We start from the raw sequence: 12,239 nt of genomic DNA, 5'->3' as shown, positions 1-12,239 counted from the left end.
CCGTTGCGCGTGTTCCAGGGATTCCCGGAGCACATCCAGTGGCCTGGCCATCATCTGTTCGGGGTCAACCTTCCAGAACCAGGCCAGGTCATAGGCGACTGCGATCAGGTCGGTGATGGCTCCGACGCCGCACTCATGAAAAAACTCGCGACGGCCCAGCTCAACGCGTTGAGATCAGCCAGGTCCAACTGATTGACCGACGACGGCGGGATACCGGCGCAGACCGCGATGTATTTGGCCGCGACGTCCATGTCCAGGCTGACTTCTTCGCTCTTGTCGATCTTGTACGGCAGCGCTTTGATCGCCCGCACTTCCTGCACCGTCGGACGGCGCAGGTTGAGTTCGGTCAAAGGCTCGCCGTGGGCTTCAATCGCAACATGAAGCTTCACGGCGCCGCTCATTGCCAGGTCCCCTTCACACCGTTGAACACCAGCGAGATCGAGGCGTCATCACCCTTGGATGCCGGTTCATCGACGAGGTAGGCGCCGGCCAGCACGTAGACTTTGCCGTTGCTGAATTCGCAGGTGACGGTCATGTCGACGCCAGCCACCAGCTGCTTGAGCGGGAAGTCCGGGGTGTGCAGCGCGGTCACTTTGAACGACGGCGCAATGTCAGTTTCCTTGTAGAAACCCGGTACGACGGTTTCGCGTTTGGTGGACATCAGTGGCGCTTCACAGCCGCCATTGATGGTCAGTTGAGCGCCGTCCACTTTGACGTAGCAGGTGCCCGCAATCAGTTGACCCATGGTGTTTCTCCCTTCAAATAAAAAGCCCACGCGGGGTGGGCTGAATTCACACAGTCGCTACAGTCAAAAAGCAGCAATCAGGCTGCGTCGTCGTACTGCAGACGGAATTGGTTGAGCAGCGCGAACACGCGCAGGCCGTTGATGTAATCCGGTGGGAACAGCACGTTGACCCGGCTCGGGTCCTGCACGTCGCGCTCGACGATGAGGTGCTGGGCGAACAGCTCAGCATTTTCGACGTGGCCTTCCAGTTCGAGCTTGGCGTACTGGGCGATCAGCTCACCGCGAATGGTGCTCGGGGTGACGATCGGCTGGCCGGCGCCGAAACGGGTGCCATCGGAAGCCAGCTTGTGGCGACCGTACTTGCTGGTGATCACACTTTGCAGGCGGCGCACGATAAACGCCGACTGGTGCATGGTTTCGCTGTCCAGGTAGGAATTGTCTGCCTGGCCGTAGGCGTTTTTCTGGTAGGTGGTGATCGAACGCTGAATGCGCACGTAGCCGCCTTCGTAGTAGGCGGTAGCGATGCCGTAGTTAAGCAGCGACTGACGTTCCGTCAGGGTAAAACGTTCGCTCGCCGGGGCCGGGTCGAGACCTGGCAGGCTACCGCTTTGAGTCGGACGACTGGCATCGGCTGAAATGAATACCGACGTGCGCGCAGCCAGCGCAGCGGCTTGAACCCAGAACGGTTGCGGTACGCCCGGCTCCAGTGCCTGAATGGTCATGTGCTGATCGTTACGTGCCTGGCCAGCGGCGACCAAAGTACCAATGGTGCCGCGCTTGGCGCTGTACACGTGACCGAACAATTGCTTGGCCCAGGACCAACGACCTGTGCTGTCATCCATGACGGCTTGCCAGGTGTTGAGGGTCGACAGATCAGACCATGGCAGGCAGATGAACTCGAACGGTTCGTCGCCCAGTGCGGCCACGGCCGCCACTTGATCCGGCATACCGGCGCCGCCGGTCATGGCAGTGATGGCCGAGGTCAGGCCGGCCGGGGTTTCTTCGCCATTGCTCTTGCCCAGGCGATTGAATTGCAGGCTGATGTCGTTGCCGCTGTCGCCGGACCATTTGGCGCTCAGGGTCACGACACCTTCAACCGCAGCGGCGGTGACCGGCAAATCGGCGGCAGCGTTGATTTTCAGTGCCAGCGCGGTGGCTGCTTGAGCCGCTGTGTTACCGCTGATAATGGCCGCTTGAACACGAACGCCACCGACGTACAGGTTGAGCACACCGCTTTGGGTGGCCGCGCCGGTCAGGGTCAGCACGCCTTTGGCAATACTGCCTTCAGTGTTGTGCAGCGGCAGGCACCAGATCTCGCCGACCGGATCGGTCTTGCGGAACGTCTCGTACATCGAGGCCAGCATCGAGCCTTGGCCGCCGATGCTTTTTGCCAGTGCCACGCTGGACACCAGCACCAGTTTGCCGACGTCGGTCGGCGCCACGTTGTCGTTGACCTGAGCGACGATCAGACGGCGCATGGCCGACGACGCGCTATTGGCCGCCGAGTTGTCCATCTCGGCGTAGAACAGCGGAACACGAATGTCCGCGGGGATGTTGCTGAATCCGATCGCCATTATTTGGCTCCCTGTGGTTTTGCCGCTTTCACGGCATTAATAGTGATATCGCCATCGGCCAGACGTCGACGCCACCAGGCGTTGTCCGACACTTCACGGCCCTCGAGGGGCAACAGATCGCCCGCTTCCGGGTCGGGCACGGCACGGCCTGGGGCCGGCAGCACGGTGATGCGTTTGCTCATGGGGTTACGTCTCCAGAGAAAGTCAGTTCCAGGCGCCCGTCGGGGCCCGGGCGTTTCAGATTGGGGTCGGCCGGATCGATCGCATCGACCCGCACGGTGACCCCGGTAAAGGACGACAAGCCGTCCAGTTCACTTTCGTGCCAGCTTTCCGCAGGCTGACCGGGCAGATTGCGGCCGAGCTGGAACTCGGTAAAAAAGCGCAGGCGATACAGCACACGGCTGCTGTTGATGGAAACCAGTTCGCCGCCGTCGTATGCGATGGCGTTGTAGTCGCTACCGGGTTTGAAACCCACCAGCGCGCGCCACAGTTCGGCCCGCAGGTCGTGCAACAGATCCAGCGCTTTTGCAGCGTCCGTGGTGTCGAGCACCAGGGTCACTTCGAAACGGTCGCGGATCGGTTGCAGGCTCAGGTTTTGCGCCACGCTTTGGCTCGCCACATCGGCGATCGATACGACGTAGGCGCAAGGGGTTTGCAGCGGGTTGTTGGCTTGCAACGTGGTGAGGTCGATGCCGGCGGCCACGCGATTGGCGAGGGTTGGGCAGTGATCGCGCAATTGCGAAATCAGTGGAGTGATCTTCATGGGTTTTCACCGGGCAATAAAAAACCCGCTGAGGGCGGGTTTGATTAAAAGGTACTGGCCATGGGTAACCCGCGTCCTTGTGTATCGGATGCTGGTCGGCACCGTTGTTCGCCAATCCATTGGTCGCGGGTTTCAGTGATCCTGGCTTGTGTCGCGCGGCGGCACTTCGCAAACGCCAATCCGCTTGGCCGCCCAGCGCTCATAGAGCCCGATGGCGACGTCCGCCCCGGCCATCGCCGTCAAACAGCCAAATGCGCAAGCGGCCCAGATCGACATGCCGGCGGCGTACAGCAGCATGATGGCCGAGACCCCGCACACCACGCAGGCCCCGGAACGCAGGGCAAGACGCCGCAGCAGCGACCAGCCGCGGGCGCCGTCCTTGTCCGCGCGCCACATTTCGCCGGACACCCCGCCCACCAGGGCAAGGACGATGACGAGCCAGATCGGCATGTCCAGCAACGCTTGTTGCTCGTTTGTCATGTCACGTCCCCTGGGGGTGATTGATAAAGGATCGGGCTGCTTGTTTGGAAGCAACCCTCGCGATGTCAGGCGTGAAGGGTTTACAGACGTTCAACAATCACGTTGTCGATAAAAGCGAAGTTGTTGTACGGGTTCTGTTCGTTGGAAAAAGCCAGCGTCGTTTGCGCCGTGGTCGCTGTGAAGTCGTATGTCATGGTGCTCCACTCGACCGTGACGCCTTTGGCAACCGGGGTGTTGAAGGTGGCGGTCTGCCCGGCCACTTTCACCTGGATGACACCGTCGCCGGAGCGACTGGCAAACCGCGAATTACCTGCACTGAAGGTCAATCGGTACTTGGCGCCAACCGTGGTGGCGAAGTTCTGTTGAATCCCGCCGCCGTTGCCATAGACGTAGTTGGCCAGGTCGACAATGACCACGCCGTCCGCGGCGACAGAGCCACCAATCGAGGCCGGCATGTTGAAATACTCGGCACCGGACAGAAATGTCGTCCAGCCCGTGATGAAACTGGTTTTCGCCGCTGTATCCAGAATGCAGCTACCGCTGCAGCCAGGCTGTTCAAAGCTGCCGTTGACCAAAAGGTTGGCGGCAACAACATTGCCCCCGGCGCCGAGCAGCGCAATGGAAAGCAACAGCGGGGTAACGTACTTTTTGAAACGGTTCATGGTTCACCTATTGAGTTAATGAGTTGTTTGCGCGGCGGATGCAGCGCTTATGTCGCTCAAAGGCGATCGCTCGAGGCTCGCGGCCTTCACATGATTCAGCGTCCCGCACCGGGAGCATTTGATCTGGAGCTCGGTGCACTCACCCACTCGGGCGAGCAGTCTTTTGCAATGTCCACATCTGCATTCTTTCAACATCTGCAATGCCTTTTGATTTCTGCCGGATCCTTCCTGTTGCTCTGCCGATGCCCAGACGAAAGTTTGATGTGCCTGACGGTAGGTAGGCATTCCAAAAAGCCCGGCGCTCGCCGGGCTTTTCAGTAATGCGGTCCTTCGCGTTGACTTTTCGGCGCTACTGGCGCGGTACGAGTCCATTCAGATTGTTCTTCCGACCGCGGTCCCTGCCCGCCGGATAACTGCTTCTGGTGCTTTACGCTGCACACCCGGGTCAGTTGCCAACCCTCTGAACCGTTGAGGCCGGTTCATCGCTGCCTTTGTGGTGGAACTAAAGAGCTTTGTTTCGAGCTGCTTTGTTGAGCGGCTTGAGACAAAGATTATGCATAGACGCATATACAGTCAATGCATAAATGCATTTATTTATGCGCCGACAATGCACTGACGCATTGAAGTCCCGAAAACAAAGGCGCTGAGGGTTTTTGGCAGACGAAAAAAAACCCGCAACTCGGCGGGTTTTAGCGGACAGCGGTGAGGTTAACGGGCGTACATTCCCCACCAGAAAACGTGACCGAGAATGACGATTTGCTCTTCCTGGACTTCCTGGAAGGTGTAATCCTCGTCCGGGTGTTCATCGCGATTGAAGCTGCGCAGGCGAATGCCGGTGGGCAAGCGATAAAGCTGTTTGACTCGCAATTGACCGTTGTGGTTGATGGCATACAGGTCGCCATCAATGATGTCGCCAATCCCGCACTTGCCCGCATTCACGCCAACGGTGGCGCCATCGCGCAGCACCGGCAACATACTGTTGCCGCGCACCGTCACGCATTTCGCCTGATCAAACTGCACACCGTTGTGGCGCAAACTGCGCTTTCCGAAGCGCAGGCTAGAGCGCTCGCTCTCTTCGATGACGAATCTTCCTGATCCAGCAGCCAATTCAACCTCGCGAAGAAAGGGGACCGACACCTCGTCGTCATCGACGGGCGTATCGTCGTCCCACAGACTTATGTCCTTGAGTTCGGAATGCAATTCATCGCGCCCGGCATTGGCGGTGGACGCAACATCCGCGCGCCCCCGCAACTGATCGGTGCTCACGGCGAAGTACTCGGCAATCTTCGAAATGTGTTTATCTGAAGGATCGACGATCTTCCCACTGAGGATCCGCGAGAGAGTGGATTGAGGCACGCCGGTGCGACGGTGAAGCTCCGTGGGGGAGATTCCGTGCTGATCGAGCAGCGCTCTTAGGACGGTAGAAACATTGCGTTTTTGCATAGCGGGCATAGTGCTTGAACTTTTTTCGGAAGACAAATGCTGTTTTGCATAAATCGTGCATAGACAGCAGAAATGTACAGCAGGGCTTTCACGCCTGCGTCCGGCAGACCGCTCATGTTAACCTTGCGCCTATCGCGGAAAAGCCGGGCCGATGTCCCTCCTTTGCCCTACACCTTTCAACGAATTTGCCTGATATCCGATGAATAAAGCACTGTCCGATCTGTCCAGCCACACGCCGATGATGCAGCAATATTGGCGCCTGAAGAACCAGCACCCCGACCAACTGATGTTCTACCGCATGGGTGACTTCTACGAGATCTTCTACGAAGACGCGAAGAAGGCCGCCAAGTTGCTGGACATCACCCTGACCGCCCGTGGTCAGTCGGCCGGTCAGGCAATTCCGATGTGTGGGATTCCTTACCACGCCGCCGAAGGTTATCTGGCGAAACTGGTCAAGCTCGGCGAGTCGGTGGTGATTTGTGAGCAGGTCGGCGATCCGGCCACCAGCAAAGGGCCGGTGGATCGTCAGGTGGTGCGAATCATCACGCCGGGTACGGTCAGCGATGAAGCGCTGCTGGATGAGCGTCGGGATAACCTGATCGCTGCGGTACTGGGTGACGAGCGTCTATTCGGTCTGGCCGTGCTGGACATCACCAGCGGCAATTTCAGCGTGCTGGAAATCAAAGGCTGGGAAAACCTGCTGGCGGAACTGGAGCGGGTCAATCCGGTGGAGCTGATGATCCCGGATGACTGGCCAAAGGACCTGCCGGCGGAAAAACGTCGTGGGGTTCGTCGCCGTGCGCCGTGGGATTTCGAGCGCGACTCAGCGCTGAAAAGTCTTTGTCAGCAATTTTCCACCCAGGACCTGAAGGGTTTTGGCTGTGAAAACCTGACCCTGGCCATCGGCGCCGCCGGTTGCCTGCTCAGCTACGCCAAGGAAACCCAGCGCACCGCCCTGCCGCACTTGCGCAGCTTGCGTCATGAACGCCTGGACGACACCGTGGTGCTGGACGGCGCAAGCCGTCGCAACCTGGAACTGGACACTAACCTGGCGGGCGGGCGCGACAACACGCTGCAATCGGTGGTCGATCGTTGCCAGACGGCCATGGGCAGCCGTCTGCTGACTCGTTGGCTGAACCGTCCGCTGCGCGATCTCACCGTACTGCTGGCGCGCCAGACCTCGATCACCTGCCTGCTCGACGGTTACCGTTTCGAAAAACTGCAACCGCAGCTTAAGGAAATCGGCGACATCGAGCGAATCCTGGCGCGGATCGGCCTGCGTAACGCCCGTCCTCGTGACCTGGCACGCCTGCGCGATGCGCTCGGTGCGCTGCCTGAGCTGCAAGTGGCGATGACCGAGCTGGAAGCTCCGCACATCATTCAATTGGCGAAGACCACCAGCACCTACCCGGAACTCGCGGCGTTGCTGGAAAAAGCCATCATCGACAACCCGCCCGCGGTGATCCGTGACGGTGGCGTTTTGAAAACCGGTTACGACAGCGAACTCGACGATCTGCAATCGCTCAGCGAAAACGCCGGGCAATTTCTGATCGACCTTGAAGCACGCGAAAAGGCTCGCACCGGCCTGTCTCACCTGAAGGTCGGTTACAACCGCATTCACGGCTACTTCATCGAGTTGCCGAGCAAGCAGGCCGAGTCGGCGCCGGCCGACTACATCCGCCGCCAAACGTTGAAAGGTGCCGAGCGGTTCATCACACCGGAATTGAAAGCGTTCGAGGACAAGGCGCTGTCGGCCAAGAGCCGTGCTCTGGCCCGCGAGAAGATGCTTTACGAAGCGCTGCTCGAAGACCTGATCGCCCAGTTGCCGCCGCTGCAAGACACCGCCGCCGCACTGGCCGAACTGGACGTGCTGAACAACCTTGCCGAGCGCGCCCTGAACCTCGACCTGAACTGCCCGCGCTTCGTTGACGAGCCGTGCATGCGCATCACCCAGGGTCGCCACCCGGTGGTCGAGCAAGTGCTGACCACGCCGTTCGTGGCCAACGACCTGAGCCTTGACGACAATACGCGCATGCTGGTGATCACCGGTCCGAACATGGGCGGTAAATCCACCTACATGCGTCAGACCGCTTTGATCGTGTTGCTGGCGCACATCGGCAGTTTCGTGCCGGCGGCCAGTTGCGAATTGTCGCTGGTGGATCGGATCTTCACCCGGATCGGTTCCAGCGATGACCTGGCGGGTGGGCGCTCGACCTTCATGGTCGAAATGAGTGAAACCGCGAACATTCTGCACAACGCCACCGAACGCAGCCTGGTGCTGATGGACGAAGTCGGTCGCGGCACCAGCACCTTCGACGGCCTGTCCCTGGCCTGGGCCGCCGCCGAACGCCTGGCCCATCTGCGGGCTTACACGCTGTTCGCCACCCACTATTTTGAGCTGACGGTGCTACCGGAGGCGCAACCGCTGGTGGCCAACGTTCACCTCAATGCCACCGAGCATAACGAGCGCATCGTGTTCCTGCACCACGTGTTGCCCGGGCCTGCCAGCCAGAGCTACGGCCTGGCGGTTGCGCAGTTGGCCGGTGTGCCGAGCGAAGTGATCGTGCGTGCTCGCGAGCATTTGGGCCGACTGGAAGCGACTGCCCTGCCTCATGAAGTTCCGAAGCCAGGCAAAGGCAAACCGGCCGCGCCGCAGCAGAGCGATATGTTCGCCAGCCTGCCGCATCCGGTACTGGATGAGTTAGCCAAACTTGATCTGGACGACATGACACCGCGTCGCGCGTTAGAAATGCTCTATGCACTAAAGACACGGATCTAACGCACTTGCCTGCAAGCTGTTAGAATCTCGCGCGGTTTGGGATGCTGCAGGCTAATAGCCTGGCCTGCAGACTATCGCTCCCAAACCTGGCGACCCCAACGTGAAGGGGCTCCGCTGCCGCCGCCTGAGGAGAAAATTAGAAATGACCTTCGTCGTCACCGACAACTGCATCAAGTGCAAGTACACCGACTGCGTAGAAGTCTGTCCGGTGGACTGCTTTTACGAAGGCCCGAACTTCCTGGTGATTCACCCGGATGAGTGCATCGACTGCGCACTGTGCGAACCAGAATGCCCTGCCGTGGCCATTTTCTCTGAAGATGAAGTCCCGCAAGACATGCAGGAATTCATTCAGCTGAACGTTGAGTTGGCCGAAATCTGGCCAAACATCACCGAGAAGAAAGAATCGATGCCGGACGCTGAAGAGTTTGATCGCGTCATCAACAAATCTGTAGGTAGCAAACTCCAAGACCTCGAACGCTGATTTCCCCCGCGTTCTCGAAAAGGCCCCTCGCGGGCCTTTTTGCTTTTCTACAGGCAAAAAAAGGGGCGGTTTGACCCGCCCACATTTTTTCCCTATTCCCTGTGTTCCTTTTCATCGTCCTGATGAATCGCTTCCTGCGATGTCCATTCCCTTCATCCTTGAAGGGCGTGTCTGTCCGTCGACACAGTTCAGATACTAGAGAGTTCCCCACCAAGAGCAATCGGCCAAAATCACCAGAACTCTCTGTCACATGCTTTTAATGTTTAATAATAACTATATAAATCAATTAGATAGTAAGAACGACGTAAGAAGATGGATGACTGCCACCCTGTAAAAATAACGAACACTTACGAAAGAGTAAGCCAAGACTTACAGCGCAAGACTACAAACCTGAGTCGATTGCCACCCATCTCTCAGGCAATAAAAAACCCCGCACCAGTCGGGGTTTTTTAATGCCACTCAAGCTTGTCGCTTACTGAAACAGCGACTCGCTCGACAGGCCGTTCTTCTCGAGAATCTCCCGAAGACGTTTCAGGCCTTCCACCTGTATCTGTCTGACCCGTTCCCGGGTCAGGCCAATTTCCAGGCCCACATCTTCAAGCGTGCTGCTCTCGTGACCGCGCAGGCCGAAGCGGCGCACCACCACTTCGCGTTGCTTGTCGGTCAGTTCCGAAAGCCATTGATCGATGCTCTGGGACAGGTCGTCGTCCTGCAACAGTTCACATGGATCGGTTGGGCGGTCATCCGTGAGGGTGTCCAGCAGGGTTTTATCCGAATCCGGACCCAGCGAGACGTCGACCGAAGAAACCCGCTCGTTCAAGCCGAGCATGCGCTTGACCTCTGCCACTGGTTTTTCCAGCAGGTTGGCAATTTCTTCAGGCGAGGGTTCGTGATCGAGTTTTTGAGTCAGCTCCCGTGCAGCCCGCAGGTACACGTTAAGCTCTTTGACCACATGGATCGGCAACCGGATGGTCCGGGTCTGATTCATGATTGCGCGCTCGATGGTCTGACGAATCCACCAGGTAGCGTAGGTCGAAAAGCGGAAGCCGCGTTCAGGGTCGAACTTCTCCACTGCCCGGATCAGTCCGAGGTTGCCCTCTTCGATCAGGTCCAGCAGCGACAGCCCACGATTGACGTAACGTCGGGCGATTTTCACCACCAGCCGCAGGTTGCTTTCAATCATGCGCTTGCGCCCGGCCGGATCACCACTTTGCGACAAGCGCGCAAAATGAACTTCTTCTTCCGGGGAGAGCAGAGGGGAAAAGCCGATTTCATTTAGGTACAGCTGCGTGGCATCGAGTGCCCGCGTGTAGTCGATGTACTTGTGTTGCTTTAACGAAGCGGAGTGTTTGGATTTGGCACGAACGGAAGGCGGTGCAGCCCCTTCATCATTCGACATCGAATCCGTAGCGATGCCGGTCTCCATAAGGAGAACCTCATCGTCGATGTCAAACTCCGGCACTTCTTTACTGAGAGCCATTGTTATAGTCCTTTGGTGAGTTCGACCTCAAGCTCAAGCGGCGCCTTGATCCTTGGCAACGCTGGAGCCTGTTCCCTCTACGTGACGGAACAGGCTGACAACAAATCAACGACGTGGCAGGAATTGCAGCGGATCTACAGGCTTACCTTGTCGGCGAATCTCAAAATGCAGTTTCACCCGGTCTGTACCCGTTGACCCCATTTCGGCAATTGTCTGTCCGACCTTGACCTGCTGCCCCTCCCGAACCAACAGCCTGCGGTTATGTCCGTAGGCACTGACGTAGGTATCGCTGTGTTTGATGATGACTAATTCGCCGTAGCCCCTTAAGCCACTCCCGGCGTATACCACCGTCCCATCAGACGCAGCTAAAACAGGCTGTCCCAAATCCCCGGCGATATCAATTCCTTTATTCAAACTACCGTTTGAGGAGAACTTTCCAATCAGAATGCCATTAGATGGCCATCCCCAGCCGGTCGGGGCCGGGCCGGCAGGAGGCATCGGAGCGAGGGTCGGCTTGCTGCCGACGGACGGTGCAACCACCGTTGTGCTCGTAGTTGCGCCATTCGGCTGGCGCCGGATTACCGTAGTTTTCAGCGTCGAAGAAGGCGTTGAATCGGTAGCGCTGGCGATCGGCGTCGGGGTTGAACCAGTGCGACCATCGAAGCGAATTGTCTGACCCGGATGGATCGTATACGGCGTAGGAATATTGTTCCGTGCGGCGAGGGCTTTGTAGTCCCAGCCGTAGCGAAAAGCGATCGAGAACAACGTATCTTTTGGTCGAACGACGTACTGACCCGTGGTCACCGCCGGACGCTGGGCGACGCCTTTGTTGCGGTCGACGACACGCACGTCACTCGTTTTGGAACTGGAGCAACCGACCAGCAAGGTGCTCAAGACGAGGCCAATCACCAGGCGCTGAAAGCTCTTTGTACCCATACGCTGCGCAATGACTGTGAGACTCACCCGCCGCTCCCTTTGTGGTGGCTGAAATTGTGGATTGCCGTGTTTCGGCACGAAATGTCGCAAGTATAACGGGCCAAACAGGCTTTACCTTTAATGAAGCGAAATCGCTTCGCGCACACGTTTGCTGCCCGCCGATGAATGCCGTTTAACACTTCGATGCCGCTGTAAGACCCGGGCAATCGAAGAGAATTCAGCGCGCCTGAACAAATGCTCAGGCCAGCGGCCCGTTGAGCAGTGGCACAAAGCGCACCGACCCCAGAACACGACGTGAAAAGCCTTGTTCTTCGCGGATGATCAGCATCAGTTGCTGCACTTCACCGGAGCCGACAGGGATCACCAGTCGCCCGCCTGGGGCCAACTGATCGAGCAGCGCCTGCGGTACATTGGTGGCCACCGCGGTAACGATAATACCGTTGTACGGCGCCAGTGCCGGCCAGCCTTCCCAACCATCGCCCCAGCGAAACACCACGTTGCGCAGGTTCAGCTCCACCAAGCGCTCCTTGGCCCGGTCCTGCAAAACCTTGATGCGCTCCACGGAGAACACCCGTTCAACCAGCTGCGACAGCACTGCCGTCTGATAGCCCGAACCGGTGCCGATTTCCATCACCTTGTCCAGCGGACCGGCCTCCAGCAGCAACTCGCTCATACGAGCCACCATATATGGCTGGGAGATGGTCTGGTTGTGTCCGATCGGCAGCGCCGTGTCTTCGTAGGCGCGATGAGCCAGCGCTTCGTCGACGAACAGGTGACGCGGCGTGCGGCGGATGACTTCCAGCACCTTGGCGTTGGAAACCCCTTCTTCATACAGACGCTGAATGAGGCGTTCGCGGGTCCGTTGCGAGGTCATGCCGATGCCGCGACGCAGAATA

14 protein-coding genes are annotated in these 12,239 nt (G+C 58.5%); 2 read left to right on the top strand and 12 right to left on the bottom strand.

Features of this window, described 5'->3' with window-relative positions:
- Positions 1–104: 104 nt before the first annotated feature.
- The 9 genes from ACYZTM_RS21550 to ACYZTM_RS21510 all read right to left on the bottom strand — a co-directional run bounded on the left by ACYZTM_RS21550 (position 105) and on the right by ACYZTM_RS21510 (position 5,667).
- Complete coding sequence (locus ACYZTM_RS21550; RefSeq protein ID WP_461984542.1) at positions 105–401, bottom strand: phage tail assembly protein; 297 nt, start codon at positions 399–401, stop codon at positions 105–107.
- Entirely contained in the window at positions 398–745 is a 348-nt protein-coding gene (locus ACYZTM_RS21545) for a phage tail tube protein (protein WP_123511965.1), read from the bottom strand. The genes ACYZTM_RS21550 and ACYZTM_RS21545 overlap by 4 nt, the downstream gene beginning before the upstream one ends.
- A 77-nt stretch (positions 746–822) precedes the next feature.
- Positions 823–2,319, bottom strand: coding sequence for a phage tail sheath subtilisin-like domain-containing protein (locus ACYZTM_RS21540; RefSeq protein WP_461984540.1), 1,497 nt, complete (start codon positions 2,317–2,319; stop codon positions 823–825).
- Complete coding sequence (locus ACYZTM_RS21535) at positions 2,319–2,501, bottom strand: DUF2635 domain-containing protein (RefSeq protein WP_461984538.1); 183 nt, start codon at positions 2,499–2,501, stop codon at positions 2,319–2,321. The genes ACYZTM_RS21540 and ACYZTM_RS21535 overlap by 1 nt, the downstream gene beginning before the upstream one ends.
- The gene (locus tag ACYZTM_RS21530) at positions 2,498–3,082 is read right to left on the bottom strand and encodes a phage tail terminator protein (protein WP_461984536.1); all 585 of its coding nucleotides are present in this window, start codon (positions 3,080–3,082) and stop codon (positions 2,498–2,500) included. The genes ACYZTM_RS21535 and ACYZTM_RS21530 overlap by 4 nt, the downstream gene beginning before the upstream one ends.
- Positions 3,083–3,214: 132 nt before the next feature.
- Positions 3,215–3,562 carry a phage holin family protein gene (locus ACYZTM_RS21525; RefSeq protein WP_461984534.1) on the bottom strand — a complete coding sequence of 116 codons (348 nt, stop codon included), beginning with the start codon at positions 3,560–3,562 and terminating at the stop codon, positions 3,215–3,217.
- A gap of 80 nt (positions 3,563–3,642) precedes the next feature.
- A complete protein-coding gene (locus ACYZTM_RS21520; protein ID WP_461984532.1) occupies positions 3,643–4,224 on the bottom strand; it encodes a DUF642 domain-containing protein in 582 nt (193 codons plus the stop codon).
- 15 nt (positions 4,225–4,239) lie between these two features.
- Entirely contained in the window at positions 4,240–4,419 is a 180-nt protein-coding gene (locus ACYZTM_RS21515) for a Com family DNA-binding transcriptional regulator (RefSeq protein ID WP_461989179.1), read from the bottom strand.
- 513 nt (positions 4,420–4,932) lie between these two features.
- Positions 4,933–5,667, bottom strand: coding sequence for an XRE family transcriptional regulator (locus tag ACYZTM_RS21510; RefSeq protein WP_131059339.1), 735 nt, complete (start codon positions 5,665–5,667; stop codon positions 4,933–4,935).
- Between the two features lie 211 nt (positions 5,668–5,878).
- On the opposite strand from ACYZTM_RS21510, the gene mutS reads away from it, so the two are divergent.
- Together mutS and fdxA are read left to right on the top strand one after the other, a co-directional pair.
- Positions 5,879–8,446: a DNA mismatch repair protein MutS gene (mutS, locus tag ACYZTM_RS21505; RefSeq protein ID WP_461989177.1), complete on the top strand. Its 2,568-nt coding sequence runs from the start codon at positions 5,879–5,881 to the stop codon at positions 8,444–8,446.
- Between the two features lie 142 nt (positions 8,447–8,588).
- The gene (gene fdxA, locus ACYZTM_RS21500; protein ID WP_131059180.1) at positions 8,589–8,927 is read left to right on the top strand and encodes a ferredoxin FdxA; all 339 of its coding nucleotides are present in this window, start codon (positions 8,589–8,591) and stop codon (positions 8,925–8,927) included.
- A 472-nt stretch (positions 8,928–9,399) separates the two neighbouring features.
- Here fdxA and rpoS read toward each other — a convergent pair whose 3' ends face one another.
- From rpoS to ACYZTM_RS21485, 3 genes are all read right to left on the bottom strand, one after another.
- A complete protein-coding gene (gene rpoS / locus ACYZTM_RS21495) occupies positions 9,400–10,407 on the bottom strand; it encodes an RNA polymerase sigma factor RpoS (protein ID WP_010462770.1) in 1,008 nt (335 codons plus the stop codon).
- A 105-nt stretch (positions 10,408–10,512) separates the two neighbouring features.
- Positions 10,513–11,370 carry a peptidoglycan DD-metalloendopeptidase family protein gene (locus ACYZTM_RS21490; RefSeq protein ID WP_461984529.1) on the bottom strand — a complete coding sequence of 286 codons (858 nt, stop codon included), beginning with the start codon at positions 11,368–11,370 and terminating at the stop codon, positions 10,513–10,515.
- Positions 11,371–11,581: 211 nt separating this feature from the next.
- Complete coding sequence (locus tag ACYZTM_RS21485; protein WP_178083816.1) at positions 11,582–12,217, bottom strand: protein-L-isoaspartate(D-aspartate) O-methyltransferase; 636 nt, start codon at positions 12,215–12,217, stop codon at positions 11,582–11,584.
- Between the last annotated feature and the right edge of the window lie 22 nt (positions 12,218–12,239).

Source organism: Pseudomonas sp. MDT2-39-1, assembly GCF_054898085.1.
This window is presented reverse-complemented; position numbering and strand designations above follow the sequence as displayed.

Coding starts and splice junctions, on each gene's coding strand:
- ACYZTM_RS21530 (WP_461984536.1), bottom strand. CDS start 3,082: ATGAAGATCACTCCACTGATTTCGCAATTGCGCGATCACTGCCCAACC.
- ACYZTM_RS21550 (WP_461984542.1), bottom strand. CDS start 401: ATGAGCGGCGCCGTGAAGCTTCATGTTGCGATTGAAGCCCACGGCGAG.
- ACYZTM_RS21535 (WP_461984538.1), bottom strand. CDS start 2,501: ATGAGCAAACGCATCACCGTGCTGCCGGCCCCAGGCCGTGCCGTGCCC.
- ACYZTM_RS21515 (WP_461989179.1), bottom strand. CDS start 4,419: ATGTTGAAAGAATGCAGATGTGGACATTGCAAAAGACTGCTCGCCCGA.
- fdxA (WP_131059180.1), top strand. CDS start 8,589: ATGACCTTCGTCGTCACCGACAACTGCATCAAGTGCAAGTACACCGAC.
- ACYZTM_RS21510 (WP_131059339.1), bottom strand. CDS start 5,667: ATGCAAAAACGCAATGTTTCTACCGTCCTAAGAGCGCTGCTCGATCAG.
- rpoS (WP_010462770.1), bottom strand. CDS start 10,407: ATGGCTCTCAGTAAAGAAGTGCCGGAGTTTGACATCGACGATGAGGTT.
- ACYZTM_RS21540 (WP_461984540.1), bottom strand. CDS start 2,319: ATGGCGATCGGATTCAGCAACATCCCCGCGGACATTCGTGTTCCGCTG.
- ACYZTM_RS21520 (WP_461984532.1), bottom strand. CDS start 4,224: ATGAACCGTTTCAAAAAGTACGTTACCCCGCTGTTGCTTTCCATTGCG.
- ACYZTM_RS21545 (WP_123511965.1), bottom strand. CDS start 745: ATGGGTCAACTGATTGCGGGCACCTGCTACGTCAAAGTGGACGGCGCT.
- ACYZTM_RS21525 (WP_461984534.1), bottom strand. CDS start 3,562: ATGACAAACGAGCAACAAGCGTTGCTGGACATGCCGATCTGGCTCGTC.
- ACYZTM_RS21485 (WP_178083816.1), bottom strand. CDS start 12,217: ATGACCTCGCAACGGACCCGCGAACGCCTCATTCAGCGTCTGTATGAA.